The sequence below is a fragment of the Kitasatospora sp. NPDC051702 genome, assembly GCF_040681575.1.
GTDB lineage: Bacteria > Actinomycetota > Actinomycetes > Streptomycetales > Streptomycetaceae > Kitasatospora.
Window position 1 is genome coordinate 19594 of the sequence record NZ_JBFAZB010000044.1, and the last position, 26401, is coordinate 45994.

Genomic DNA, 26401 nt, shown 5'->3' on the forward strand with positions numbered 1-26401 from the left:
CGGCGGGGGTCCGCGCGGCATAGGCTGGCCGGTCATGGATCTCGATCTCGCGCAGGTGCGGGCGTTCGTGACGGCCGCGGAGGAGTTGCACTTCGGCCGGGCGGCCGGGCGGTCGGGCATCACCCAGCAGGCGCTCTCGAAGCGGGTGGCCCGGCTGGAGGGGGTGCTCGGGGTCCGGCTGCTGGAGCGGGACGCCCGCGGGGTGGCGCTGACGGAAGCGGGGCGGCGGTTCCTCGGACCGGCCCGGCGGGTGCTGGAGCAGGGCGAGCGCGCGGTGGCGGCGGTGGGGGGTGCCCGGCGGCCGCTGCGGATCGACGTGTGGGGGCACCTGTTCGCGCCGATGCGGACGGTCGCGCAGGCGCTGGGCGGGGTGCCGGGGCTGGAGGTGGAGCCGGTGCCGGGACGGGACCTGCCGTCGGTCGCGGCGGCGGTGCTGCGCGGGGAGTCGGACGCCGGGTTCGGCCGGGTGCACGCCCTGCCGGACGGCGGCGACGCCGGGTTGACGCACCGACTGGTCCGGTTGGAGCCGGTGGACGCCCTGCTGAGCACCGACCACCCGCTGGCCGACCGGGAGGTGCTGAGCCCGGCGGACCTGCGCGACGGCGTGCTGCGCTTCCCGGCCGCGGTGGACCGGCTGGACTTCCTGACCCGTTTCGCCGACCGCTTCGGCATCGCCGGGCGGATCGGTTCGACCAACCTGGGCCCGGAGCACTTCGTCGAGCGGATCCGCACCGACCCCGGCTGCTTCTCGCTCGTCCCGGCCGACTGCCCGCTGCCGGAGGCGCACCCCGGCCCGGGCCGGCCGGGGGTGCGGACGGTGCCGCTGGCCGGCCCGACGCCGCTCTACGCATGGTCGCTGCTCTGGCGCGAGGACGGCGGCGGCGCCGGCCCCGACGCCCTGCTGGAGCCGCTGCTCCGGGCGTTCGCCGCCGAGGCCGGGCGCAGCAGGTGGCTGGAGTACGACCCGGCCCGGGACTGGCTGCCGGACGCCGACGAGGCCGCGCTCACCACCTGAGCCCGCCCGGCCCGGCGCCCGCCCCGCCCGGCCACCCGGACCCGGGCCCCGCCCCCGCCCCCTCCCGGCGACCACCCGTCACCCGGGCCGCGGGGACGCCCCGCCCGTCACCCCGCCAGGGCCTGGTACGCCGCCGTCTCGAAGTCCCGCGCGATCGCCGGCGGCGTGGCGGACTCGAACATCCGCTGGGTGAGCAGCACCCCGGTCAGCCGCTCGGCCGGGTCGTTGAACCAGACCGTGCCGAGGCCGCCGTCCCAGCCGTAGCGGCCGGGGGCTGCGAGGCCGGTCCGGGCGGTGGTGACGGAGACGCCGAAGCCCCAGCCGGTGAGGTCCTCCCGGCCGAGCAGCGGTCCGGAGGCGGCCAGTTGGGCGGGGGTGAGCTGGTCAGTGGTCATCAGCTCGACGGTCGGCCGGGAGAGCACCCGCACGCCGCGGTGGCTGCCGCCGCCGAGCAGCATCCGGGCGAAGGCCAGGTAGTCGTCCAGGGTGGAGACCAGGTCGGCGCCGCCGTCCGGGAACACCGCGGGGCGGGCCCAGGCGCTGTCGCCGGTGGCGCCGTCGTAGGGGACGAGCCGCCCGCCGGCGGGGTCGTACAGGTATTCGACGGGCAGCCGGTGGAGCTGGTCGGCCGGGACGACGAAGCCGGTGTCCCGCATGCCGAGCGGGTCGAGGACGCGCTCGCGCAGCACCTCGCCGAGCGGTCGCCCGCAGGCCCGGGCGAGCAGGACGCCGAGGACGGCCGAGCCGGTGTGATAGAGCCAGCCGGCGCCGGGCTGGTGGAGCAGGGGCAACTCTCCGAGCCTGCGCAGGAACTCGTCCGGCTCCGGCTGGTCGGCCCGGGGCGCCCGGACGTCGACCCCGCGCTCGGCCAGGGCCCCGGCGATCGGGGCGGTGGGCGGGAGCATGGCGAGGCCGTGGCCGAGCCGGAAGGTGAGCAGGTCGCGCAGGGTGATCGGCCGCGCGGCGGGCTCGGTGTCGTCGAGCTCGCCGTCCGGGCGGCGCAGCACCCGGCGGTCGGCCAGCTCGGGCAGCAGGTCGTCGACCGGGTCGTCGAGCCGCAGCACGCACTCCTCGACGAGGGTGAGGGCGGCCACCGCGGTGACCGGTTTGCTCATCGAGGCGATCCGGAAGAGGGTGTCCCGGCGCATCGGGGTGGTGCCGGCGAGGTCGTGGTGGCCCAGGACCTCCACGTGTTCGTCGCCGTCCCGGGCGACGGCGGCCACCAGACCGGGCACCCCGCCGCCCTCGACGTGGCCGGTCAGCACCCGGTGCATCCGGCCGAGCCGCTCCTCGGACAGTCCCGTCGGTCCGCCGCTCATCACCCACCGCCCTCCGGGCCGCCGACGGCCCGTCACGTCCGTTGTCGCCCACCACTGTGGCGCACGGGACCGACGGATCGGGCGCACGTCGCCGCCGACCGGGCGCGGCCCGAGGCCCGACGGGCGCGGAGCCGGCTGGTCGGCGGCGGCCGAGCCGTCCGCCGCGTAGGAGGTGATGCCCGTGACGTCCGAGTCCGGCTTCGCCCGGACGGCTGGAGCCCGGATCCGCCCCGAACCGCTGCCGCCCCGCCCGATCACCCGCACCCGATCGCCCCCGACAGCCCGCCCCGGGCGCCCCGCACCCGATCACCCGCACCCGACCCGACCCGCCGTTCGCGCTCGGCCACCGGCGACTGTGACACTGGAGGGGCTCGAAAACCGAGGTGCGCGCCGCCGCCCCTCCTTGCGAACCTAGAGGGATGCCCGCAGTGAGTTCTCCCGCAGTCCAGTCCGCCGCCGCCCCCGCCGACGGGCCAGGGATCGGCGAGCTGGCCGCCCGCCTTCCGGAACTGACCCTGCGCGACCAGGTCCGGATCGGGCGCCGGCTGGAGGGGGCCCGCCGGGTCCGCAAGCCCGAGGCCCGGCAGAAGGTCGCCGCCGAGATCGCCGCCGACATCGAACGCGCCGAGCTGCTGGTCGAGCAGCGCCGCAGCGCCGTCCCGGCGATCACCTATCCCGCCGAGCTGCCGGTCAGCCAGAAGAAGGACGACATCCTGGCGGCCATCCGGGACCACCAGGTGGTGATCGTCGCGGGCGAGACCGGCTCGGGCAAGACCACCCAGATCCCCAAGATCTGTCTGGAGCTCGGCCGGGGCGTGCGCGGCCTGGTCGGCCACACCCAGCCGCGCCGGATCGCCGCCCGCACGGTGGCCGAGCGGGTCGCGGAGGAGCTGGACAGCCCGCTGGGCGAGGCGGTCGGCTGGAAGGTCCGGTTCACCGACCAGGTCGGTCCGGACACCCTGGTCAAGCTGATGACGGACGGCATCCTGCTCGCCGAGATCCAGACGGACCGCGAGCTGCGCCAGTACGACACCCTGATCATCGACGAGGCGCACGAGCGCAGCCTCAACATCGACTTCATCCTCGGCTACGTCAAGCAGCTGCTCCCCCGCCGCCCGGACCTCAAGGTCGTGATCACCTCCGCGACCATCGACCCGGAGCGCTTCGCCCGGCACTTCGGGGACGCGCCGATCATCGAGGTCTCCGGCCGCACCTACCCGGTGGAGGTCCGGTACCGCCCGCTCGTCGAGGAGGGTGCCGAGGACGAGGACGCGGCCGACGCCGACCGCGACCGGGACCAGGTCCAGGCGATCTGCGAGGCCGCCCAGGAGCTGCAGGCCGAGGGCCCGGGCGACATCCTGGTCTTCCTCTCCGGCGAGCGCGAGATCCGGGACACCGCCGACGCGCTCAACCGGCTGAAGCTGAAGTCGACCGAGGTCCTGCCGCTGTACGCCCGGCTGAGCTCGGCCGAGCAGCACCGGGTGTTCCAGCGCTCCGGCAGCCGCCGGATCGTGCTCGCCACCAACGTCGCCGAGACCAGCCTCACCGTCCCGGGCATCAAGTACGTGATCGACCCGGGCACCGCCCGGATCTCCCGCTACAGCCACCGCACCAAGGTGCAGCGGCTGCCGATCGAGGCGGTCAGCCAGGCCAGCGCCAACCAGCGCAAGGGCCGCTGCGGCCGCACCTCGGACGGCATCTGCATCCGGCTGTACTCGGAGGAGGACTTCCTCTCCCGCCCCGAGTTCACCGACGCCGAGATCCTGCGCACCAACCTGGCCTCGGTGATCCTGCAGATGACGGCGGCCGGCCTCGGCGACATCGCCGCCTTCCCGTTCCTGGACCCGCCGGACTCCCGCAACATCCGGGACGGCGTGCACCTGCTGCACGAACTGGGCGCGCTGAACCCGGACGAGAAGGACCCGCGCAAGCGCCTGACCCCGCTCGGCCGCCAGCTGGCGCAGCTCCCGGTGGACCCGCGGCTGGCCCGGATGGTGCTGGAGGCGGAGCGCAACGGCTGCGTGCGCGACGTGATGGTGATCGCCGCGGCGCTCTCCATCCAGGACCCGCGCGAGCGCCCCGCCGAGAAGCGCCAGGCCGCCGACGACCGGCACCGCCGGTTCAACTCGGAGACCTCCGACTTCCTCGCCTACCTGTCGATGTGGCGCTACGTCCGGGAGCAGCAGAAGGAGCTGTCCTCCTCGGCGTTCCGCCGGATGTGCAAGGCGGAGTTCCTCAACTACCTGCGGATACGGGAGTGGCAGGACATCTACACCCAGCTGCGCACCGTCGCCCGGCAGCTGGGCGTGGCGGTCGAGGAGCCGCATCCCGGCGCCGAGCCGGACGCCGACCGGATCCACCAGTCGCTGCTGGCCGGCCTGCTCTCCCACATCGGCCTCTTCGACGCGGAGAAGCGCGAGTACGGCGGTGCGCGCGGCGCCCGCTTCGCGGTCTTCCCGGGCTCCGGCCTGTTCAAGAAGCCGCCGCGCTGGGTGATGTCGGCCGAGCTGGTCGAGACGTCCCGGCTCTGGGCGCGGATCAACGCGAAGATCGAGCCGGAGTGGGTCGAGCCGCTGGCCGGCCACCTGATCAAGCGGAGCTACAGCGAGCCGCACTGGGAGAAGAAGGCCGGGGCCGTCCTGGCGTACGAGAAGGTGACCCTCTACGGGATGCCGGTCGTCGCCCAGCGCAAGGTCAACTACGGCCGGATCGACCAGGAGCTCTGCCGCGAGCTGTTCATCCGCAACGCCCTGGTCGAGGGCGACTGGGAGACCCACCACCGGTTCTTCGCCGAGAACCGCCGGCTGCTCGGCGAGGTCGAGGAGCTGGAGAACCGGGCCCGCCGCCGCGACATCCTGGTGGACGACCAGACCCTGTTCGAGTTCTACGACGCCCGGCTGCCGGAGGACGTGGTCTCCACCCGGCACTTCGACGCCTGGTGGAAGAAGGCCCGGCACGAGCAGCCGGACCTGCTCAACTTCGAGAAGTCGATGCTGATCAACGACACCGCGGACGGCGTCACCGAGGCCGACTACCCGGACCACTGGCAGCAGGGCAAGCTCCGCTTCCAGCTGACCTACCAGTTCGAGCCGGGCAGCGACGCGGACGGGGTGACCGTCCACATCCCGCTGCCGGTGCTCAACCAGGTCACCGCGGAAGGCTTCGACTGGCAGATCCCCGGTCTGCGGGCCGAGCTGGTCACCGCGTACATCAAGTCGCTGCCGAAGGCGATCCGGCGCAACTTCGTCCCGGCGCCGGACTTCGCGAAGGCCGCGCTGCGCGAGGTGAAGGACCGCCAGGAGCCGCTGCTGCCCTCCCTGGAGCGCGCGCTGAAGCGGCTGACGGCCGTCACCGTCCCGCCGGAGGCCTGGGACGACGAGCGGGTCCCGGACCACCTCAAGGTGACCTTCCGGGTGGTGGACGGCCGCCGCAGGCTCGCCGAGTCCAAGGACCTGGAGGAGCTGCGGCTGCGGCTCAAGCCGAAGCTGAAGGAGACGCTGTCCTCGGCGGCGTCGGGCCGGGGCATCGAGCAGGGCGGGCTGACGGCCTGGCCGGCCGGTCTGCCGGTGCTCCAGCGCACCTTCGAGCAGCGCTCGCGCGGCCACTCGCTGCGGGCCTACCCGGCGCTGGTGGACGAGGGGGAGACGGTCGGCGTCAAGCTGTTCGACACCCCGCAGGCGCAGGCGCAGGCGATGTGGGAGGGCACCCGCAGGCTGTTGGTGCTGACGACCACCTCCCCGGCCAAGTCGATCCAGGGTCGGCTGGGCAACCAGGCGAAGCTGGCGCTCTCGCACAACCCGCACGGCTCGGTCGCCGCCCTGTTCGAGGACGTGGTGGCCTGCGCGACGGACCGGCTGATGACCCTGGCGGGCGGCCCGGCCTGGGACGAGGCGGCCTTCGGCAAGCTGCACGACAAGGTGCGGGCCGACCTGTACGACCTGTCGGCCGACACCACGCTGAAGACGGCCACCGCGCTGATCGCCTTCCACAAGGCCTCGACCCGGCTGAAGACGGTGAGCAGCCCGGTGCTGCTGAACGCGGTGAACGACGTCCGGCTGCACCTGGCCTCCCTGGTGCACCCGGGCTTCGTCACGGGCACCGGCTGGCAGCGGCTGCCGGACCTCAAGCGCTACCTGCTGGCGGTGGACCGCCGGCTGGAGGCGCTGCCCAACCACCCGCAGCGGGACGCCCAGCACCTGCTGAAGGTCCAGCAGGTGCAGCAGGCGTACGGGGAGCTGCTGGCGGCCGTTCCGGCCGGGCAGCAGCCCTCCGCGGAGGTGCTGGCGATCCGCTGGATGATCGAGGAGCTGCGGGTGAGCTTCTTCGCCCAGTCGTTGGGGACGCCGAGCCCGGTGTCGGAGAAGCGGATCATGAAGGCGATGGAGGCGGCCCGGGCGGCGCTCTGAGCTGGGCGGTCCTCAGGGGCCCTCAGGTCCCGGTTCGACCTGGGGGCCCGACATGGGCTACAGTCTGTCTTGTTCGCAGCGCGGCAAGCGAGTGAACGAGATCAGAAAACTCTGGTCCCGTGGAGCAGTTGGTTAGCTCGCCACCCTGTCAAGGTGGAGGTCGCGGGTTCAAGTCCCGTCGGGATCGCCGCAGTGCGAGAGGCCCGGAACCGTCAGGTTCCGGGCCTCTCGCGTTTTCGCGCGGGCGCTTCCCGCCGGCTTCCCTACGCCCGGACAGGTCTAGACCACAAGCCCCGGACGTGTGACCGTCGTCACCCCCCATTTCCCGATCATGACTCCGTCACACGCCCATCACGACCCTGCTAATTTAATATGTAAAATTGCACTGCCATTCACTGTAAATCCCCCCCGCCCCACGCACATCGAATCGTTATCCGGAGTTCAGCATTCCGCCCCCGGCGCGGCCGGCCCCGGGCATGGCAAAGGGGCCGCTTACCGGACCCGGCGGAGTCCGGTAAGCGGCCCCTTTAAAGAGCCTTCGGCCTATCAGGCCTCAGTGCGCTGAGCGGGAATCCCGGCCAGCAGAGCGCGCACCTCCGCCTCGCGGTAACGGCGGTGACCGCCGAGCGTGCGAATGGACGTCAGCTTGCCCGCCTTGGCCCAGCGGGTGACCGTCTTCGGGTCCACGCGGAACATGGTGGCAACCTCTGCCGGCGTCAGCAGCGGCTCAGCATCAGGGGTACGAGCGGTCATGAGCGGCCTCCTCGGGAGAACCGAACCAGGGCGGTTCTATCCTTCAAATTCTGCACCTTGGCCCGCGATGCCCGAAATGGCATAGACGGGCCGAGTCGGTTATAGGACGAACGGCTTGTCCTGGTGTCTACAACTACACCATCCGTCCAGCCCTATCGACCAAACCGCCAAAATTGACCCCTCACGGGTTCAAGGCTGACGGATGGCGATGGACCACCCCATAACGGACAGTCACGCGGTCGTGACGTCCGGTTACGAAGGGACCAGACCCTCCGTTTCCCCGCAAAGCACGCATCGACTCCAGAACCACCCAAAAGTGGGCACGCTCACGTGAAGTTGGGCTGGTTGTCCCATTTTTGCACATAGGGGTAAGTTCGCGTCAACGGTGAGTAGTGTCACGTTCGACAGCTATTGACCCGAACCAGGACCTTGGTCATGCGGTCCGGGCCGTAGGACCCTTCCAGTCATACACGGGCCCCACGGGGTCAGTTCGCGTACCGCAGCGCCAGCACCCGCCGCCACCGCGCCGTCAGTTCCCCGTACGCCCGCATCGCCTCCGCGGCGTCCCCCGCCCGCAGCGCGCGCAGCCCCTCCTCCAGCTCCCCCGCCGAACGGTCCGCCAACAGCCGCTCGGGCCCCAGCAGATGCACCAGCCCCCCGTAGTCCAGCTCCACCAGCGAGCGCGGGTGGAACTCCTCCAGCCACCGCCCGACCCGCTCCGCCCCCCGGACCAGTTCCCCGTCCGGCACCTCCTCACGCAGCGCCCGGTAGGCCCGGGCCACCCGCCGCCGCGCCTGCGCCATCGGCACCAGGTAGAACAGCGCCGCCGCCCGCGCCGGACCGCCCGGCTCCGCCGCCGGCACGAAGCAGCGGTCCTCGTCGCCGAACGGCAGGAACCAGCGCACCGGCACCTCCCACCGGCTCGTCAGGATCCACGGCCGGGCGTCCGGGTGCTCGGCCCGCCAGCGCTCGTGGTCCGCCTCGGCGGCCGCCCGGGCCACCGGCGGCACCGCGGTGTCCAGCAACGTCACCGGGGCGGCCGCCCGCAGCTCCTCCAGGGCCTGCCAGCTGCGCAGCCTGGTCGCCCACGGGCAGACGTAGAGCACGCCGTCCACCACCCGCACGAAGGCCCGCTCGCTCTCCCGCTCGGGCAGCGCCCGGGGCGTCCGGGCGACCAGCTCCGCGAGCGCCCCGCGCTGCTCCTCCAGGGCCGCCCCGGCCACCGGCTGCGCCGCGTCCCCGGCGTCCGGCCCGTGTTCCGCCGCGTAGGCCTGCCACCGGGCCCGCTCGGGCTCCGGGTAGGCGGCGAGCGGCTCGTAGACCCGCAGGTGGGCGGCGTAGGGCGGCAGTACCGAGGTGCGTACGACGGTCACGTCCTGCATGGTCGCACGCGCCGACCGGCCCCGGGAGGGCGCGCTCCCGAACCGTTCGCGCCCGCACCGCGGACCGCGGCCCGTCTCACCCCTCGGACAACCGGCACAAGCTCGGACAAGAGGGCCGATCGCCACCGCACGCGCGACTACGCTTCGCCTTAGGCGCCCGCACCACAGCAGCGGGCCTTCGATACTGGAGTCACCACAGTGACCGACGTACAGACCCCCGCCACGCACCCCGCACCCGGCGTGCTCAGCAGGATCTTCCGCACCGAGCAGGACGGCGCCCCCGGCGACGGCCACGAGCAGGTCGTGCTCTGCCACGACCGGAGCTCCGGGCTCAAGGCGATCATCGCCATCCACTCCACCGCGCTGGGCCCCGCCCTCGGCGGCACCCGCTTCTTCCCGTACGCCTCCGAGGAGGCGGCCCTGGAGGACGCGCTCAACCTGTCCCGCGGCATGTCCTACAAGAACGCGCTGGCCGGGCTCGACCTCGGCGGCGGCAAGGCCGTCATCATCGGCGACCCGAACAAGGACAAGAACGAGGCCATGCTCCGGGCCTACGGCCGCTTCGTGGAGTCCCTGCGCGGCCGCTACATCACGGCCTGCGACGTGGGCACCTACGTGCAGGACATGGACGTCATCGCGCGCGAGACCGAGTTCGTGACCGGCCGCTCGCCCGAGCACGGCGGCGCCGGCGACTCCTCCATCCTGACCGCCTTCGGCGTGTTCCAGGGCATGCGCGCCACCGCCCAGGCCCGCTGGGGCCAGCCGACGCTGCGCGGCCGCCGGGTCGGCGTCGCGGGCGTCGGCAAGGTCGGCCACTACCTGGTCGGCCACCTGGTCGCGGACGGCGCCACGGTCGTCGTCACCGACCCCTTCGAGGCCGCGGTCAACCGCGTCCGCGCCGCCCACCCCGAGGTGGAGGTGGTCGCCGACACCGCCGCCCTGCTGCAGGCCAAGCTGGACGTCTACGCCCCCTGCGCCCTCGGCGGTGCGCTGACCGACTCCGTCGTCGCGGCGCTGGGCGAGTTCGGCACCTCGATCGTCTGCGGCGCGGCCAACAACCAGCTGGCCCACCCGGGCGTCGAGAAGGACCTCGCCGACCGCGGCATCCTCTACGCGCCGGACTACCTGGTGAACTCCGGCGGCGTGATCCAGGTCGCCGACGAGATCGACGGCTTCAACTTCGAGCGGGCCAAGAACAAGGCCACCAGGATCTTCGACACGACCCTGGAGATCTTCACCCGCGCCACCTCCGACGGCGTGCCGCCGGCGGTCGCCGCCGACCGCCTGGCCGAGAAGCGGATGCGCGAGATCAGCGCGCTGCGCACGGTGCTGCTGCCGGGTGCCCGCCGGGCCTGATCCGGCCCGGTCCGGACCCGGGGTGCGCGGGGGGCGGTCTTCTTCCGTCCCCCGCGCATCACGATGTGGAACCGGATTCTCACTTCTGCGCCCGATCGGGTGATCCAACGTCCCCCTAGGGGGGATAATCGGTCCTGGAACGACGGACCTCAGACACCTCCGGACAGCGCGCAAACCGCCGCAAAACCTCCCCTGACCTGGGAAGACCTGGTCTCGGGTGCAGTCGGTGCGCGCCACGTCACACCGACGACGTACCGTCCAGCGGCGGAAACAGGTACCGTTAATGCTCCAAGGGACGGTCCTCCCATTCGGGCAGGCCGGACCTGATCATGAACACGTGTCAGACTCGGGGCCGTGAGCCCCATCGTTGAGGGGGTCGACCCATGGGGCGCGGCCGGGCCAAGGCCAAGCAGACGAAGGTCGCCCGCGAGCTGAAGTACAACAGCGGCGGGTTCGACGCTAACCGTCTGTCCAACGAGCTGGGCGTATCGCCGTCCACCGCTTCGATCGAGCCGGAGCCGATCGAGGAGGAGGAGGACGACGACCCGTACGCGGAGTACGCCGCCCGCTACGCCGACCTCGACGACGAGGACGACAGCGGGCCGGGTACCGGGCCGTCGCAGGCCTCCCGCCGCTCGTAACCCGTAGTCCCGCCGACCGGTCCGGGCGCCCCAGGGCGCCGGGCCGGTTTTCGGCGTTCCCGCGCACGCCCGCCCCACCGCCCTCCCGGACACGGTCCCGGCGCGCCCGCCCCGCCCTCCGCGCACGGCCGCTCACGGCCCCGGACGGCACGAGGGGCCCCTCCGGCGCACCGGAGGGGCCCCTCGTCGTTCCGGCCGGGATCAGCCCGCCGTGAAGCCCTCGTAGGCGTTGTAGAGGGCCGCGCCGCCCTCGTGACCGTCGCCGCGCTCGACGATGTCGCCGAGCAGCCAGGCCTCGACGCCGCGGTCCTCCAGGATCGACAGCACGACGTCCACCGAGTGCGGCGGGACGACCGCGACCATGCCGACGCCCATGTTGAGCGTCTTCTCGATCTCCAGGGTGGCCACCTTGCCGACCTCGGCGACGGTCTGGAAGACCGGCAGCGGGGTCCAGGTGCCGCGGTCCAGGCGGGCGTGCAGGCCGTCCGGGACGACCCGGGCCAGGTTGGCCGCCAGGCCGCCACCGGTGACGTGCGAGAAGGCGTGCACCTCGGTCGCGCGGGTGAGCGCCAGGCAGTCCAGCGAGTAGATCCGGGTCGGCTCCAGCAGCTCCTCGCCGAGGGTGCGGCCGAACTCCTCGACCTTGCGGTCCAGCTTCCAGCCGGCCTCGTTCAGCAGCACGTGGCGGACCAGCGAGTAGCCGTTGGAGTGCAGGCCGGAGGCGGCCATCGCGATCACCACGTCGCCGGCCCGGACGCGGTCCGCGCCGAGCAGGGCGTCGGCCTCGACGACGCCGGTGCCGGCGCCCGCCACGTCGTACTCGTCCGGGCCGAGCAGGCCCGGGTGCTCGGCGGTCTCGCCGCCGACCAGGGCGCAGCCGGCCAGCGCGCAGCCCTCGGCGATGCCCTTGACGATCGCGGCGACCCGCTCCGGCACGACCTTGCCGACGCAGATGTAGTCGGTCATGAACAGCGGCTCGGCGCCGCAGACCACCAGGTCGTCGACGACCATGCCGACCAGGTCGTGGCCGATGGTGTCGTGCTTGTCCATGGCGGCCGCGATGGCCACCTTGGTCCCCACGCCGTCGGTGGCCGAAGCCAGCAGCGGCCGCTCGTAGCTCTTGAACGCGGACGCGTCGAAGAGGCCGGCGAAGCCGCCGAGACCGCCGACCACCTCGGGGCGGTTGGCCTTCTTCACCCACTGCTTCATGAGCTCGACGGCGCGGTCGCCCGCCTCGATGTCGACGCCGGCGGCGGCGTAGGTGGCGCCGTTCTGGTTGCTGGTCACTGCGGTGCGGCCCTCTCGGGTCTGGGGGGTTGTTCGGGAACAGCCGGGGGGCTGAACAGCGGTGGGGCCCCGGTTCGCGGGACCCCACCGTGGTGACGCTACGGGCGGCGCAGCGCGTCGGCCGCGCCCGCCCCGCCGAGCAGCGACTGGACGCCGTCCAGGTCGCTGCCGCTGGTCGGCTTGCCGCGCACGGCGGGCGGCTGCTGGCCGCCCTTGATCTCGGCCTCCAGCAGGAGCTTGCCGAGCAGCGCCGGGTCCGGCAGCTCCATCGGGTACTCACCGTCGAAGCAGGCCCGGCAGAGCCTGTCCTTGGGCTGCTTGGTGGCCTCGATCATGCCGTCGATCGAGATGTAGGAGAGCGAGTCCGCGCCGAGCGTGCGGCCGATCTCCTCGATGGTCATGCCGTTGGCGATCAGCTCAGCGCGGGTGGCGAAGTCGATGCCGAAGAAGCAGGGCCACTTCACCGGCGGCGAGGAGATCCGGATGTGGACCTCGGCCGCGCCGGCCTCGCGGAGCATCTTCACCAGCGCGCGCTGGGTGTTGCCGCGGACGATCGAGTCGTCGACGACCACCAGGCGCTTGCCCTGGATGACCTCGCGCAGCGGGTTCAGCTTGAGCCGGATGCCGAGCTGGCGGATGGTCTGGCTCGGCTGGATGAAGGTGCGGCCCACGTAGGCGTTCTTCACCAGGCCGGAGCCGTACGGGATGCCGCTGGCCTCGGCGTAGCCGATCGCGGCGGGGGTGCCGGACTCGGGCGTCGCTATCACCAGGTCGGCCTCGACGGGGGCCTCCTTCGCCAGGCGGCGGCCCATCTCCACGCGGGAGAGGTGGACGTTGCGGCCGGCGATGGAGGTGTCGGGGCGGGCCAGGTAGACGTACTCGAACACGCAGCCCTTGGGCTTCGCCTCGGCGAAGCGGGAGGTGCGCATGCCGTTCTCGTCGATGGCGATGAGCTCGCCGGGCTCGACCTCGCGGATGAAGGAGGCGCCGCAGATGTCGAGCGCCGCCGTCTCGGAGGCGACCACCCAGCCGCGCTCCAGCCGGCCGAGCACCAGCGGGCGGATGCCCTGCGGGTCACGGGCGGCGTAGAGCGTGTGCTCGTCCATGAAGACGAGCGAGAACGCGCCCTTGACCTTGGGCAGCACGACCTTGGCCGTCTCCTCGATGGAGAGGTCCGGGTGGCCGGCGAGCAGCGCGGTCACCAGGTCGGTGTCGTTGGTCGCGGCGGTCCGCCCGGAGCGGGAGACGTGCTCCTCGCCGGGCAGTTCGGCGACCATGGCCGCCAGTTCGGCGGTGTTCACCAGGTTTCCGTTGTGCCCGAGGGCCAGCGAACCGTGCACGGTCGCCCGGAAGGTCGGCTGGGCGTTCTCCCAGACCGAGGAACCGGTGGTCGAGTAGCGGGCGTGTCCGACGGCGATATGCCCGTGCAACGACCCCAGCGAGGCCTCGTCGAAGACCTGGGAGACGAGTCCCATGTCCTTGAAGACGAGAATCTGGGAGCCGTTGCTCACTGCGATGCCCGCGGATTCCTGACCGCGGTGCTGCAGGGCGTAAAGGCCGAAGAACGTGAGCTTGGCGACCTCCTCGCCGGGAGCCCAGACACCGAAGACGCCGCAAGCGTCCTGGGGGCCTTTCTCACCGGGAAGAAGATCGTGGTTGAGTCTTCCGTCACCACGTGGCACGCCTTCGAGTCTAGGGCAGTTGGCACAGGCTTCCGGAACGCGGGATGCCGCGTTTGTCGGGCGATCGGCCAGTAACGCGCGTAGACAAAACCCCTTACGGGGTGGGGATTTCGGGTGGGGGGAATTCCGGCGGGTGGCGGTTGGCCTTGCGGTTCGCGCCTGTTGGGGCGTTCCGTGTGCGGAGCGGTCGGGATCGCGGCGGCGGCGAACGTGAGCCTGCTCACCCGGCGTTCACTCCCGCTTCACCGGCCCCCGCGAGCCGCCCCGGCGGCCACCGGGGGCCGGCGCGCGCCGTCAGGCGGCCGGCAGCAGCAGCCCCCAGGCGCCCGGGTGGACCGTCCAGGTGCGGGCGCGGACCGGGCCGACCGCGCGGCCGTCCGCCTCGTAGCCGAAGCCGCGGCCGATCACCGAGACGCTCGCCGCCCTCGCCCGCACGAGCGCGCCGGGCGCGCGGACCACCACCTCCATGACGCCGGCGCCGTCCGACTCGCCGCCCGGCAGCGTCACCTGGACCAGCCGGACCGGACGGTGCACGTCGGCCAGCAGCCGCCCGTCGGCCTCGACCCGGACCCGGGGGCTGAGCTCGGCGGCGGGCCGCCCCTCGGCCGTGAGGGCGTTCGCCTGCTCGGCCGCAGCCAGTTTCGCCCATAGCGAACGCCAGCCGCCCGAACGGCCGCCCGGCCTGCGCGCCCCGGCACCGGTGATCCGCACCCCGCCCAGGGCCACCCCGCCACCGTCGTCCACCAGCAGGTCGAGCTTGCGCGACGCCCCCGACAGCACCGCCCGCGCCGCCCGCACCGGCTCGCCCGGCACGCCGAGCGCGCGGGCCGCCGCCAGCTCCTCCGCCCGGCCGACCGGAACCATGCCCACCGGATCCGCGCCCAGCTCACGGTGCCGGTGCAGCGCCTGCAGGACCCGCTGCAGCGCGAGGTCGGAACCGATCACCACCGGTCGCCTGCGACCCCGGTGCGAAAGCACCCGGTCGAGCTCGGACGTGCTCTCCGGGTAGACCACCTTGACGTCCGCACCACCGCAGAGCACGTCCTTCGCGATCCGCACCGACTCGCCGTCGGTCTGCCGGGCCGCCGGGTCGAGGAGCAGCAGAAGCGGCTCGGGGCCGCCGTTCGCAGGCGTGGACAGGGACGACACGACCGGTCCTTCCTCAGGTAATCTCTCGGTGCAAGAGCCCCTTGCGCTACTGCGCCAGGGGCTTCGTCTATCTCGGGGCAGACTGCGGCCTACGCAGGATGCCCCAACCGGAAGGGGTGTACGCCTGTGCCGGCACTCGTGCTCGTTGGCGCTCAGTGGGGGGACGAGGGCAAGGGGAAGGCCACCGACCTCCTCGGCGGCTCCGTCGACTACGTCGTCCGCTACCAGGGCGGCAACAACGCCGGTCACACGGTGGTCATCGGCGACCAGAAGTACGCCCTGCACCTGCTCCCTTCCGGCATCCTCAGCCCGAACGTGACGCCGGTGATCGGCAACGGCGTCGTGATCGACCCGGGTGTGCTGCTCTCCGAGCTCAACGGGCTCAACGAGCGCGGCATCGACACCTCCAAGCTGCTGGTCTCGGGCAACGCCCACCTGATCACGCCGTACCACCGCACCCTGGACAAGGTCACCGAGCGCTTCCTCGGCAAGCGCCGGATCGGCACCACCGGCCGCGGCATCGGCCCGACCTACGCGGACAAGATCAACCGCGTCGGCATCCGGGTCCAGGACCTGTTCGACGAGTCGATCCTGCGCCAGAAGATCGAGGCGGCGCTGCACGACAAGAACCAGCTCCTGGTCAAGCTGTACAACCGCCGCGCCATCCCGGCCGACCTGGTCCTCGAGGAGTACCTCGGCTACGCGGACAAGATCAAGCCCTTCCTCGCCGACACCACCCTCGTCCTGGACGAGGCGCTCAAGGCGAACAAGGTCGTCCTGCTGGAGGGCGGCCAGGGCACCCTGCTCGACGTCGACCACGGCACGTACCCCTTCGTGACCTCGTCGAACCCGACCGCGGGCGGCGCCTGCACCGGCGCCGGCATCGGCCCGACCAAGATCGACCGGGTCATCGGCATCCTGAAGGCGTACACCACCCGGGTGGGCTCCGGCCCGTTCCCGACCGAGCTGCTCGACGAGGACGGCGAGGCGCTGCGCCGCATCGGCGGCGAGCGCGGCGTCACCACCGGCCGTGACCGCCGCTGCGGCTGGTTCGACGCGGTGATCGCGCGCTACGCCACCCGCGTCAACGGCCTGACCGACTTCTTCCTCACCAAGCTGGACGTGCTCACCGGCTGGGAGCAGATCCCGGTCTGCGTCGCGTACGAGATCGACGGCCGGCGGGTCGAGGAGCTCCCCTACAACCAGTCGGACTTCCACCACGCCAAGCCGATCTACGAGACGCTGCCGGGCTGGACCGAGGACATCAGCAAGGCCAAGTCCTTCGCCGAGCTGCCGAAGAACGCGCAGGCCTACGTGAAGGCACTGGAGGAGATGTCCGGCGCGCCGATCTCGGCCATCGGCGTCGGCCCGGGCCGCGACGAGACGATCCAGATCAACTCGTTCATCTGATCCCCGGCTCCGGGAGCGGAGCGGGCAGGGTCGCAGTGGAGGGCCCCGCGGGACGCGTCCCGCGGGGCCCTCGCCGCGTCCGCGCCAGGAATTTTGCACTAGTGCAGAAATGCATTGCCTCTAGTGCAGACTCGCGCTAGTTTCGGATCATGACCGCACAGCTGCCCGCCCCCGTCACCCTCACCGGCCGCCACGTCCGCCTGGAGCCCCTCGGCCGCCACCACCTGTCCGAGCTCTGGGCCGCCGTCGGCCCCGACCCGGAGGTGTGGCGCTGGATCCCCTCCCTCCCGCCCACCACCGAGCAGGAGCTGGGCGAGGCCCTCGACGTCCGGCTCGCCGAGGTCGCCGCCGGGACGGCCGTGAAGTTCGCCGTCGTCGACCTCGCCTCCGGGCGGGCCGTCGGCATCACCGGCTACTACGACTTCTCCGCCACCGACGAGCTCGTCGAGATCGGCGGCACCTGGTACGCCCGGTCCGTGTGGCGCACGGCGGTGAACACCGAGTCCAAGCTGCTGCTGCTCACCCACGCCTACGAGGACCTCGGCATGGGCCGGGTCTACTGGAAGACCGACGCGCTCAACGAGCGCTCCCGCAACGCCATCCAGCGCCTCGGCGCCCGGTTCGAGGGCGTCCACCGCCGGGAGCGGCTGCGCGCCAACGGCGTCTGGCGCGACACCGCCTACTTCTCGATGCTCGCCGACGAGTGGCCGGCCGCGAAGTCGCGGCTGCAGGAACGCCTCGCCCGCGGCTGATCGTTGACCGGGCAGGGGCCCAGCGCCCGCCACCTCCACCACGGGAGCCACCCATGACCGACTGGCAGCGGCCGTCCCTGAGCGGCGACTCCGACGACTGCCTGGAGATCCGGACCGTCGACGGCATGGTCGAGATCCGCGAGTCCGGCGGGGCCGGGGTCGTCGTCCGCACCACCCCGCAGAAGTGGGAGGCCTTCCTCCTCGGCGTGCAGGCCGGCGAGTTCGACCACTTCGTCGCCGACGCGTAGCGGCCGGCTCCGCGCCCCTCGCCGGTCGGGGGGCGCGGGGCGCGGGGCCCGGAGCCGCGGGTCGGCGGGCCCGGAGGCCGGCGGGGCCCGGAGGCCGGCGAGGTCGGCGAGGTCGGCGGGAAAGGCCACCGGACGGCCGGGGCCTAGTTCTTGTCGGCCGGCGCGGAATGGGGCGCGACGAACTCCGCCTTTGCCCGACGCGGTTCGCGGGGCTGGGCGTTGACCAGCCACACCAGCCAGCCGACGAATAGGACGGCGAGCAGCAGGGCCGACAATCCGGCGACGAGGAGAGCGTTCACGGGCGGTCTCCGGTCGGTGATGTCGGGGCGTCCCGACCGTGCATCTGGTGTGTATTTACTGCTGATTGGCAGCTGTTTAGGCGACAACAAGTCAGCGAGTGACACGCCACGACCATAGGGTCAGGGTGCAAGACTTGCTACCGAGCGAGTGGACGTTCACTCCATCGTGGGGTATCCCCCATTTCAGTAGCTAGGGCCGGGTGTGCGCGGCACACTTCACCGGAAGCATCGACCGAACCCGCGATCCGGAGAAGAGAGTCATGCCACCCCGCCTGTCTCCGACCGTGCGCCAACAGCGCCTTGGCATCGAGCTGCGCAAGATGCGCGAACGCGTGGGCGTGACGCCGAAAACCCTCGCGGCCAGGCTGGGCACCGACCTGCCCAAGATCTCCCAGATGGAGAACGGCAAGGCCGGCATCAGTGCCGAACGGCTGCGGATCTGGGCGCGCACCTGCGACCGCACCCATGACGACGGCTACCTCGACGCCCTGCTCTCGATGACCCAGGACCGGCGCAAGTACTGGTGGGACAGCTACCGCGGACGGCTGCCCGGCGGGATCATCGACATCGCCGAGATGGAGCACCACGCCGAGTCGCTGGCCATCCTGCACACCACCTTCGTCCCCGGACTGCTGCAGACCGAGGCCTACGCCTCCGCGGTGTTCGCCCGGCTGCGCCCCCCGCTGTCCCCGCACGACGCGGACACCCGGACGGGATTCCGGATTCGGCGCCAGCACCTCTTCACCGAGCGCCCCAAGCCGTACAGCGCTTTCATCCACGAATCCGCGCTGCGGATGCAGTTCGGCGGGCCGGAAGTGCTGCGCGGGCAGTTGCGGAGCGTGCTGGAGAATTCCGAGCGGCCCGGGCTGGAGATCCGGGTGATCCCGTTCAGCGTGCACACCTTTCCCGGTTCCGGGGAGAGCCTGTATCTCGCGCGCGGGCCGGTGCCCGAGCTCGACACCGTCCAGATCGACCTTTCGAACGGCCCGAAGTTCGTGCACGCCGACGCCGAATTGCGGACCTACCGCCGGATCAAGGAGGAGACCGCGGGGGTCGCGCTCGGGCCGGTCGAGTCCCGGGACTTCATCCGGGCCTTACTGAAAGACTTCACATGAACACGTGGCGCAAGTCGTCGTCCAGCGGCGAGAGCAACGAATGCGTCGAGGTCCGGGCCGCGGGCGGGCTGGTGGAGATCCGCGAGTCCGACCGGCCCGAGACGGTCGTGCGGACGACACCGCGCAAGTGGGCCGCCTTCGTCCGCGGGGTCAAGGCCGGGGAGTTCGACCCGTACGCCGACTTCACCCCGCTCTGAAACCGGGCTGCGCCCCGGCCCCGCGGCGGTAGGCTGGGCAGCCCACAGTGGACCCCTGCGCCTGGCACAGCACCCCGGGTGGGGTGCGCGTGCGGGAGAAATCGGAGCATCCGAGGATGGCTCGCCACCTGATCACCAGCGCCCTTCCGTACATCAACGGGATCAAGCACCTGGGCAACATGGTCGGGTCGATGCTCCCGGCGGACGTCTACTCCCGCTACCTGCGCCAACGCGGCCACGAGGTGCTGTACATCTGCGCCACCGACGAGCACGGCACGCCCGCCGAACTGGCCGCCCAGGAGGCCGGACTGCCGGTCGCCGAGTTCTGCGCGCAGGCGCACGGGGCCCAGAGGGCGGTGTACGACGGCTTCGGGCTCTCCTTCGACCACTTCGGCCGCAGCTCCTCGCCGCAGAACCGGGAGATCACCCAGGAGATCGCCCGCGAGCTGCAGCGCAACGGCTTCATCGAGGAGCGCGCGATCCGCCAGGTGTACTCCAACACCGACGGCCGCTTCCTGCCGGACCGCTACATCGTCGGCACCTGCCCGCACTGCGGCTACGACAAGGCGCGCGGCGACCAGTGCGAGAACTGCACCCGGGTGCTGGACCCGACCGACCTGGTGGACCCGCGCTCGGCGATCAGCGGCAGCTCCGACCTGGAGGTCCGGGAGACCAGGCACCTGTTCCTGCTCCAGTCGAAGCTGACCGAGGAGGTCGAGCAGTGGATCGCCGCCAACGGCGACCACTGGCCGGTGCTGGCCTCCTCGATCGCCCGCAAGTGGCTCACCGAGGGCCTGCAGGACCGCTCGATCACCCGCGACCTGGAGTGGGGCGTCCCGGTGCCCGCCGACGTGTGGCCGGAACTGGCCGCCGAGGGCAAGGTGTTCTACGTCTGGTTCGACGCCCCGATCGAGTACATCGGCGCCACCAAGGAGTGGTCCGACGCGGCGCCGGCCGGGGTGACCAGGGACTGGCGGTCCTGGTGGTACGAGGCCGACGAGAGCGTCCGGTACACCGAGTTCATGGCCAAGGACAACGTCCCGTTCCACACCGTGATGTTCCCGGCGACGATCCTCGGCTCGCGCCGCCCCTGGAAGAAGGTCGACTACGTCAAGGCCTTCAACTGGCTGACGTACTACGGCGGGAAGTTCTCCACCAGCCAGAAGCGCGGCATCTTCACCGACGTCGCCCTGGAGCTGCTGCCGGCCGACTACTGGCGCTACTTCCTGATGGCGCACGCCCCCGAGTCCGACGACTCCAGCTTCACCTGGGACCTCTTCGCCTCGGTCGTCAACAAGGACCTCGCCGACACCCTCGGCAACTTCGTCAACCGGGTGCTCTCCTTCAGCCGCAAGCGCTTCGGCGACGACGTGCCCGCCGGCCACCTGCCCGGCGAGGCCGAGGAACGGCTCGGCGAGCAGATCGCCGCGCTGCTGGCGGAGTACGAGGCCCAGCTGGACGCGCTCAACTTCCGCAAGGCGGCGCAGGGGCTGCGCGCGCTGTGGAGCGCGGGCAACGCCTACCTGGACGAGAAGGCGCCCTGGCTCCAGGTGAAGACCGACCCGGACGCGGCCGCGCTCACCCTGCGCACCGCGATGAACCTGATCCACCTGTACGCGGTGGTGTCCGAGCCGTTCATCCCGACCGCCGCCGCGGCGATGCGCGGCGCGTTCGGACTCCCCGAGGACTCCCCGGCGGCCACGCTCACCTGGGTGTCCGCGGACCACGCCCGGGCGCTGGACCTGGTGCCGGCCGGGACGGCGTTCACCGTGCCGCCGGTGCTGTTCGCCAAGATCACCGACGAGGACCTGGCCGGCTGGACGGCCCGCTTCGGCGGCCAGGAGGGCTGAGCCCGTACCCCGCGCGGGCCCGTCCGGTCCTCCGGCCGGGCCCGCGCGTCCGTCCGCTCCGATCGCTCCGGCCGGGACTCCGCCCGGTCAGCGCCCCGGGCCCGGCCCGGCCGTCTCCGTGACGACCCAGTCCAGGTAGCCGGGGTGGCCCGCGACCACCGGGACGGCGATCACCTCCGGCGTCTCGTAGTCGTGCCGGTCGGCGAGGAACGCGCCCAGCCGGTCGGCGAGTTCGGCCCTGGTCTTGAAGTCGGTCCGCCACTCGGCGGCGTCCTGCACCTCGCCGTCCCACCAGTAGACGGACCGGACGGGGTACACCTGGGCGCACGCGGCAAGCCGCTCCCGGACGGCGGCGGACGCCAGGGCGCGGGCCCGCTCCTCACTCTCGTGGGTGGTGGTGACCACGACCAGGCGGTGCTCGGTTACTGCCATGCCGCGACGGTACCGCGACGGCCCTCCGGCCGTGCGGCGCCGCCGCGCGTCCGCCGTCCCGGGAGGCCGTACCGGACCGCCGTGGCGAGCCGTCACCGCGCCGCCGTACGGCGGGTGTCGGCCGGAACCCCGCCGTCGACGGCCGCCGGTACGATCTCCAGCCATGGATCCCGACCTGGTCACCGCCCTGCGGGCGATCGCCAATCCGACGCGCCTGCAACTGCTGGCGTGGCTGCGCGACCCGGAACGCCACTTCCCGGTGGCGGACACCGCCGTCGACCCGCACGAGGTCGGGGTCTGCGTCAGTCTGATCCACGCCAAGGCCGGCCTCGCCCGGTCCACCGTCTCCGCCTACCTGGCCGAACTCCAGCGCGCCGGTCTCCTGCGGGCCACCCGCCTCGGCAAGTGGACCCACTACCGCCGCGACGAGGACCGCATCGCCCGGCTCATCACCACCCTCGGCCAGACCCTCTGACCTGGTCGCCGGCGGGCGGGGTCGGCGGGCGGCCGGGGCGGGCGGTCAGGGCCGGCGCGCCGTGTGCACGGTCGTCGCCGAGAGGTAGAAGGCGTCCGGGCGGTGGAGGATGCCGGTGGGGGCGTCCTCGGCGAGCAGCGCCTCCAGGGTGGCCCGGTCCTCGGGATCGAGGGTCCCGGCCAGCTGGTCCCGGAGCCGGCTCAGCTGGGCGTGCAGGTGCTCGCGGGCCGGGCGGGCGAGCGGGGCCGGGTGGTCGACCAGGAAGGTGCGGGTACCGCCGGGGACGAGTCCGGCGCGGCCGAGCATCGCCGGCCAGTCCTCCACCTCCGCGGTGGCGCCCGGCAGTTCGGCGCGCATGGTGCTGAAGCCGTCCTCGTGCGCCGCGTCCAGCCGGGCCTGGAAGCCGGCCCGGCCGAGGCCGAAGTCGCGCGGCAGGTAGCGCAGTGGCAGGCCGCGTTCGGCGACGGCGAGCACGCCACCGGGCCGCAGCAGGCCGGCGAGGGAGGTCAGGGCGGCCTGCTGGTCGCCGAGGTGGTGGATCGCGTTGCCCGACCAGATCAGGTCGGCCTCGCCGAGCTTGTCGAACTCGGCGGGCAGGTCGGCCTGCTGGACGCCGAGGCGGCCGCCCGAGCGGGCCCGGGCGCGCTCCAGCAGGGCGGCCGACTGGTCGACGGCGACCACCTCGGCCTCCGGGAAGGCGTCCGCGAGCTGCCCGGCGACCACTCCGGGGCCGCTGCCGACGTCGAGCACCCGCCGCACGGCGGCCCGGTCGGCGCCGGGCAGCGCGCGCAGCCACTGCGCGGCGGCGGCCACGGCGGGGGCGCGCAGCTCGGCCTCGCGCTCCAGGTGGTCCGCGAGCGCGTCCCAGTCGAAGTCCGCGGCGGGGACGTGCCCGTGGTGGTGGCCGTGGCCGTGCTGGTGCTGGTGCTGGTGTCCGGACATCGTGGTCACTCCGATCGTGGCTGGGCTGACGGTGGTGCGGGAGGAGCCTCCCCGCCGGGGCGGGTGCGGCGGGGCCGGGCGCTCGGTAGCGGGCGGTGGCCGGTCCGCATCGGGCCCCGGCGCCATCGGCGCCATCGGCGCCATCGGGCCGAGCACCGTCCGGCGCTGCCGAACCCACCGGGCCCGTCGGACCTGCCCGGACCAGCCGGGTGCACGGCGCCGACCGACACCGCCAGGCTGCGACGCCTCCCGGCGATTCGGCAAGCTTTGTTGCCGTTTCCGCAAATCCGCCTCAGCCGCCGGTCCGCCGCCAGTACGACCGGGTCGCCACCGCCAGCGCCACCCCGTACCCCGCGAACGCCACCGCCCCGACCCACCCCACCTGCAGGGCCTCCGCCCCGGAGGCGAAACCTCCCCGCCGGACGTCCAGCACTCCCGTCGTGCACAGCGCCAGGTAGCCGATCCCGGCCACCCCGTACGGCGCCAGCGTGGCCGCGCCCACCAGGGCCGGGGCGAGCGGCAACCAGCGCGGCACCCGGCGGCCGCACAGCCCCGGGGCCCAGCGCGGGAACACCTGCCCCCAGGGGCGCACCAGCCCCCAGAGCAGGAACACGCCGAGCGCCGCCAGCAGCACGGTGCCGTCGATCCCCCAGGACTCCAGGGTGAGCCAGAGCCCGGAGGCCCCGTCCCGCGCGTACATCGCGTCCATCTCGTCGCCGTCGATCCCGGCGAAGCTGCCGCCGAACGCCCAGATCGACTTCATCGCGACGTACGGAGCGAAGGCCAGGGTCCCTGCCCAGGCCGCGAGTTGGACGGCCGCCGGGGCCTCCGAGGGGGCGATCGTCCGGACCGCGACAGGCCACCGCCGACGGGCCGCCGACCCCAGCAGCAGCGCCCCGACCGCCGCCAGGGCGTGCTGCACCGCACCCGGGACGCTGTCCACGGCCTGCCCGAACAGCAGCGCCAGCACGTCCATCAGCAGGCCCCAGGCCGCCACCGCGGCCAGCCCGCAGAACGGCCACAGCACCGGCCGCCAGGCCGGCCGCCGCCGCACCGCCACCCCCGCCGCGGCCGCCGCCGCACCCGCCCCGGCGACGAGCCACCCCAGCCGCGGTGCACCGAACAGCGCCACCCCGCCGACCGCGCACCCCGCGCCGAACCCGGCGTAGACGACGCCCCAACCGACCACCGGCCATCCGCTGCGCACCATGGCCCCAGCCTCGCCCGCACCCCCGCGCCGCGGCCTCCACCCCGGCGACGATCCGGCTCCCCCGGCCGGGGGAGCCGCGGGCCCGGGCCTATCCCCTGGGCGCCGCGAAGCAGTGGACGACGACCGTGCGGTCCGCGCCCCACCGCTGCTCGCCGCTGCCGAGCCAGGTCCAGCCGAGCCGGCGGTAGAACGCGGTGGCCGGGGCGTCGGTGGCGAGGACGTCCAGGACGGGGTGCAGGCCGAGCATCCGGGCGTGCACCACGGCGGTCGCCATCAGACGGGCGCCGATCCGGTGGCCGCGCGCCCCGGGGGCGACGAAGAGGCGGCCGATCACGGCGGTGAGCTCCGGCCTGCCGCCGGTGCGGTGGCTCCACAGCGCGGGGGCGACGTCGCCGGGGGCGCTGCGGGAGAGGCCGACGTGGCCGGCCGGGCGGCCGTCCAGGTCGGCGACCCAGGCGGCGAGCAGCCCCTCGGGGGTCAGCCAGGCGGCGGGGCGGTCGGGCCAGTCGGCGGGGTAGCCGTCGGTGGTGTGGACGTCGCCGAGCAGCCGGACGCACTCCGCGAGGTCGGTGACGCGGCGCCGTCTGACGGCCACCGCGGCTCCGGCCCGCCGTGAACCGGACGCGACGACGTCGGCGCGTTCTTCAAGGTCAGCCATGCCGGTACGTTACCGGCCGGGCCCCGGCTCCGCAGCAGGCCGGCGGCGCCCGCCGCCCCCTCCTCGCGGCCCGCCGGTGCGGCCCGACGCGGCGTCAGCCACGGCCCCGGTCGGCACGGTTCGACCGGCGCACCCGTCCGTGCCGGCCACCCGGCCGCCGCGGCTCAGGCGATCGCGGCCGACACCACCGCCGCCACCGCGATGTTGCAGCTGGCGGAGACCCAGACCGCGGGGTGCGGCTCGGGCTCGACCAGGATCGCGCCGAGCTTCCCGGGGGTGAGCAGGTCCACCGCCCAGAAGGCGACGGTCATCAGCACCAGCCCGAGCAGGCCGTAGCAGGCGGTGGAGACCAGGCCCTTGGCGAAGTCCTCGTAGGTGTACATGATCGCGGTGAAGACGATGCCGCCGATGCCGAGCAGGGCCGAGCTGAGCAGGACGGCGGCGTTGCGGTTGCGCTCGACCCAGATCTGGTGGCCGAGCCTGCCGGGCGTCAGCAGGTCGACCAGGCCGACGCCGAGGAGCAGCAGCACCACCCCGACGGCTCCGTAGGCGGCCGCCGCGCCGAGCCCGTGCAGGATGTCGTTCATGGTGGTTCCAGCCCCCGGTCCGCTCGCCGTCCCCCGACCGCACCGGTCAAGGGTTGGCAAAAGATACCCCACGCGGGTGAGGGCGGGCCGGGGATCCGGGAACCCCCGCGGTCAGTCCTCCTCGGCCACCAGGTGGTCGACGCAGGCCGCGACGGCCAGCAGCAGACCGGTGTCGGCGCCGTCGGCGATCTCCACGCCGTAGGTGTCCCGGACCCGGAACCACTTGCGGGAGATCCGGGCGAGCTCGTCGCCGTGCTCGTTCTCGACCCGGTAGTCCTTGTCGATCAGGTTCCCGTGGATCTTCAGCTCGCCGCCGGAGGCCAGCTCCACCAGGTACTTGTCGCGGAACGGGGTGAACAGCTTCTCCCGGACGGTCGCGACCACCTCGCCGTCCGCGTCCTCGATCTTCATCGCGTCGCGGACGGTGAAGGCCTTCTCCTTCACCACCGCGACCACCCGGCCGTGCGCGTCCTTCAGCTCGAAGGTGTGCCGCAGCCGCAGCACCTTGCCGTCCACCAGGTACGCCTTGTGCCCCCGGTCGTCCTCGATCCAGTAGTCGTCGCCCACCGCGAACAGCTTCTCCCTGACCAGGTACCGCACAGCGGCCTCCTCCGTGTTGACGTGGCCCCCATTCGACCCGATCCCCCCACCCGCCCGGAAGCACCGCCACACGACGGCGTTCAATACCGCCATGACCGCCCCGCGACGACCCGACACCACGGCCCCGCTGCACAGCGGGCGACTCGACCTGCTCCCGATCGGACCGGAGCACGCCGCGGAGATGGCCGCCGTGCTCGCCGACCCCGCCCTGCACGCCTTCACCGGCGGCGCCCCGGCCACCGCCGAGGAGCTGCGCGCCCGCTACGCCCGGCTCGCCGCGGGCTCCCCCGACCCGGCGGAGGTCTGGGGCAACTGGGTGCTGCGGCTGCGGGCCGACGGCCGCCTGACCGGCTACGTGCAGACCACCGTGCGGGCCGGGAACGCCGAACTCGCCTGGGTGGTCGGCACCCCCTGGCAGGGCCGCGGCCTGGCCACCGAGGCCGCCCGCGCGCTGCTCGCCCACCTGACCGCCGCCGGGATCGGCACCGTGACGGCCCACGTCCACCCCGACCACCACGCCTCCGCGGCGGTGGCCCGCGCCCTCGGCCTCGCCCCCACCGGGGAGCGGCAGGACGGGGAGCTGCGCTGGCGGGCGGAGCTCCCCCTCCGGCCGTAGGGCTCGGGCGCCGGGGTGCG

The 26401-nt window shown here is 73.0% G+C and carries 25 protein-coding genes and 1 tRNA gene; 13 read left to right on the forward strand and 13 right to left on the reverse strand.

The annotated features are described in order from the left end of the window. The first annotated feature begins 34 nt into the window (after positions 1-34). The gene (locus tag AB0N04_RS29605; protein WP_360213128.1) at positions 35-1015 is read left to right on the forward strand and encodes a LysR family transcriptional regulator; all 981 of its coding nucleotides are present in this window, start codon (positions 35-37) and stop codon (positions 1013-1015) included. A 107-nt stretch (positions 1016-1122) separates the two neighbouring features. Here AB0N04_RS29605 and AB0N04_RS29610 read toward each other — a convergent pair whose 3' ends face one another. Further along, positions 1123-2334: a serine hydrolase domain-containing protein gene (locus AB0N04_RS29610; protein WP_360213130.1), complete on the reverse strand. Its 1212-nt coding sequence runs from the start codon at positions 2332-2334 to the stop codon at positions 1123-1125. A gap of 419 nt (positions 2335-2753) precedes the next feature. On the opposite strand from AB0N04_RS29610, the gene hrpA reads away from it, so the two are divergent. Then, positions 2754-6740: an ATP-dependent RNA helicase HrpA gene (gene hrpA / locus AB0N04_RS29615; protein ID WP_360213132.1), complete on the forward strand. Its 3987-nt coding sequence runs from the start codon at positions 2754-2756 to the stop codon at positions 6738-6740. Positions 6741-6853: 113 nt separating this feature from the next. Further along, positions 6854-6927, forward strand: a tRNA-Asp gene (locus AB0N04_RS29620). 359 nt (positions 6928-7286) lie between these two features. Here the strand turns inward: AB0N04_RS29620 and bldC are convergent. Both bldC and AB0N04_RS29630 read right to left on the reverse strand, forming a co-directional pair. Further along, positions 7287-7493: a developmental transcriptional regulator BldC gene (gene bldC, locus AB0N04_RS29625; protein WP_014137253.1), complete on the reverse strand. Its 207-nt coding sequence runs from the start codon at positions 7491-7493 to the stop codon at positions 7287-7289. A gap of 485 nt (positions 7494-7978) precedes the next feature. Then, positions 7979-8866, reverse strand: a complete 888-nt coding sequence (locus tag AB0N04_RS29630; RefSeq protein WP_360213134.1) for a hypothetical protein — start codon at positions 8864-8866, stop codon at positions 7979-7981. 249 nt (positions 8867-9115) lie between these two features. Here AB0N04_RS29630 and AB0N04_RS29635 point away from each other — a divergent pair, with 249 nt between their 5' ends. Further along, positions 9116-10231: a Glu/Leu/Phe/Val dehydrogenase dimerization domain-containing protein gene (locus AB0N04_RS29635; protein WP_360213253.1), complete on the forward strand. Its 1116-nt coding sequence runs from the start codon at positions 9116-9118 to the stop codon at positions 10229-10231. A 383-nt stretch (positions 10232-10614) separates the two neighbouring features. Next, complete coding sequence (locus tag AB0N04_RS29640; RefSeq protein WP_360213136.1) at positions 10615-10872, forward strand: DUF3073 domain-containing protein; 258 nt, start codon at positions 10615-10617, stop codon at positions 10870-10872. Between the two features lie 201 nt (positions 10873-11073). Here the strand turns inward: AB0N04_RS29640 and purM are convergent, their stop codons facing one another. The 3 genes from purM to AB0N04_RS29655 form a co-directional block, all read right to left on the reverse strand. Next, complete coding sequence (gene purM, locus AB0N04_RS29645) at positions 11074-12159, reverse strand: phosphoribosylformylglycinamidine cyclo-ligase (protein WP_360213138.1); 1086 nt, start codon at positions 12157-12159, stop codon at positions 11074-11076. Between the two features lie 98 nt (positions 12160-12257). Beyond that, positions 12258-13841 carry an amidophosphoribosyltransferase gene (gene purF / locus AB0N04_RS29650; protein ID WP_360213140.1) on the reverse strand — a complete coding sequence of 528 codons (1584 nt, stop codon included), beginning with the start codon at positions 13839-13841 and terminating at the stop codon, positions 12258-12260. Between the two features lie 294 nt (positions 13842-14135). Beyond that, positions 14136-14990 carry a diacylglycerol kinase gene (locus tag AB0N04_RS29655; RefSeq protein WP_360213142.1) on the reverse strand — a complete coding sequence of 285 codons (855 nt, stop codon included), beginning with the start codon at positions 14988-14990 and terminating at the stop codon, positions 14136-14138. Positions 14991-15116: 126 nt separating this feature from the next. Between AB0N04_RS29655 and AB0N04_RS29660 the strand changes: the two genes are divergently transcribed. From AB0N04_RS29660 to AB0N04_RS29670, 3 genes are all read left to right on the forward strand, one after another. Continuing rightward, positions 15117-16400, forward strand: coding sequence for an adenylosuccinate synthase (locus AB0N04_RS29660; protein ID WP_360213144.1), 1284 nt, complete (start codon positions 15117-15119; stop codon positions 16398-16400). A gap of 149 nt (positions 16401-16549) precedes the next feature. Next, positions 16550-17152, forward strand: coding sequence for a GNAT family protein (locus AB0N04_RS29665; RefSeq protein WP_360213146.1), 603 nt, complete (start codon positions 16550-16552; stop codon positions 17150-17152). A gap of 53 nt (positions 17153-17205) precedes the next feature. After that, positions 17206-17400: a DUF397 domain-containing protein gene (locus AB0N04_RS29670; protein WP_360213148.1), complete on the forward strand. Its 195-nt coding sequence runs from the start codon at positions 17206-17208 to the stop codon at positions 17398-17400. Positions 17401-17543: 143 nt separating this feature from the next. On the opposite strand, the gene AB0N04_RS29675 is transcribed toward AB0N04_RS29670, so the two are convergent. Further along, positions 17544-17699, reverse strand: a complete 156-nt coding sequence (locus AB0N04_RS29675) for a hypothetical protein (protein WP_360213150.1) — start codon at positions 17697-17699, stop codon at positions 17544-17546. Positions 17700-17959: 260 nt separating this feature from the next. Between AB0N04_RS29675 and AB0N04_RS29680 the strand changes: the two genes are divergently transcribed. The 3 genes from AB0N04_RS29680 (at position 17960) to metG (ending at position 20861) form a co-directional block, all read left to right on the forward strand. After that, positions 17960-18814 carry a helix-turn-helix transcriptional regulator gene (locus tag AB0N04_RS29680; RefSeq protein WP_360213152.1) on the forward strand — a complete coding sequence of 285 codons (855 nt, stop codon included), beginning with the start codon at positions 17960-17962 and terminating at the stop codon, positions 18812-18814. Continuing rightward, a complete protein-coding gene (locus AB0N04_RS29685) occupies positions 18811-19011 on the forward strand; it encodes a DUF397 domain-containing protein (RefSeq protein WP_360213154.1) in 201 nt (66 codons plus the stop codon). The genes AB0N04_RS29680 and AB0N04_RS29685 overlap by 4 nt, the downstream gene beginning before the upstream one ends. Positions 19012-19127: 116 nt before the next feature. Continuing rightward, positions 19128-20861, forward strand: a complete 1734-nt coding sequence (gene metG / locus AB0N04_RS29690; RefSeq protein ID WP_360213156.1) for a methionine--tRNA ligase — start codon at positions 19128-19130, stop codon at positions 20859-20861. Positions 20862-20948: 87 nt separating this feature from the next. On the opposite strand, the gene cutA is transcribed toward metG, so the two are convergent. Continuing rightward, positions 20949-21293: a divalent-cation tolerance protein CutA gene (gene cutA, locus AB0N04_RS29695; RefSeq protein WP_360213158.1), complete on the reverse strand. Its 345-nt coding sequence runs from the start codon at positions 21291-21293 to the stop codon at positions 20949-20951. 163 nt (positions 21294-21456) lie between these two features. Between cutA and AB0N04_RS29700 the strand changes: the two genes are divergently transcribed. Then, positions 21457-21768 carry a helix-turn-helix domain-containing protein gene (locus AB0N04_RS29700; RefSeq protein ID WP_360213160.1) on the forward strand — a complete coding sequence of 104 codons (312 nt, stop codon included), beginning with the start codon at positions 21457-21459 and terminating at the stop codon, positions 21766-21768. 45 nt (positions 21769-21813) lie between these two features. Here AB0N04_RS29700 and AB0N04_RS29705 read toward each other — a convergent pair whose 3' ends face one another. The 5 genes from AB0N04_RS29705 to AB0N04_RS29725 form a co-directional block, all read right to left on the reverse strand. Further along, positions 21814-22710, reverse strand: coding sequence for a class I SAM-dependent methyltransferase (locus AB0N04_RS29705; RefSeq protein ID WP_360213162.1), 897 nt, complete (start codon positions 22708-22710; stop codon positions 21814-21816). 292 nt (positions 22711-23002) lie between these two features. Next, positions 23003-23920, reverse strand: a complete 918-nt coding sequence (locus AB0N04_RS29710; RefSeq protein WP_360213164.1) for a hypothetical protein — start codon at positions 23918-23920, stop codon at positions 23003-23005. A gap of 88 nt (positions 23921-24008) precedes the next feature. Beyond that, positions 24009-24578 (reverse strand): GNAT family N-acetyltransferase, encoded by a 570-nt coding sequence (locus tag AB0N04_RS29715; protein WP_360213166.1) that lies wholly within the window; start codon positions 24576-24578, stop codon positions 24009-24011. A 164-nt stretch (positions 24579-24742) separates the two neighbouring features. Then, the gene (locus AB0N04_RS29720; RefSeq protein ID WP_360213168.1) at positions 24743-25165 is read right to left on the reverse strand and encodes a DUF350 domain-containing protein; all 423 of its coding nucleotides are present in this window, start codon (positions 25163-25165) and stop codon (positions 24743-24745) included. Between the two features lie 111 nt (positions 25166-25276). Further along, entirely contained in the window at positions 25277-25765 is a 489-nt protein-coding gene (locus tag AB0N04_RS29725; RefSeq protein WP_360213170.1) for an LURP-one-related family protein, read from the reverse strand. A 91-nt stretch (positions 25766-25856) separates the two neighbouring features. Between AB0N04_RS29725 and AB0N04_RS29730 the strand changes: the two genes are divergently transcribed. Further along, positions 25857-26381 (forward strand): GNAT family N-acetyltransferase, encoded by a 525-nt coding sequence (locus AB0N04_RS29730; protein WP_360213172.1) that lies wholly within the window; start codon positions 25857-25859, stop codon positions 26379-26381. Positions 26382-26401 lie beyond the last annotated feature (20 nt).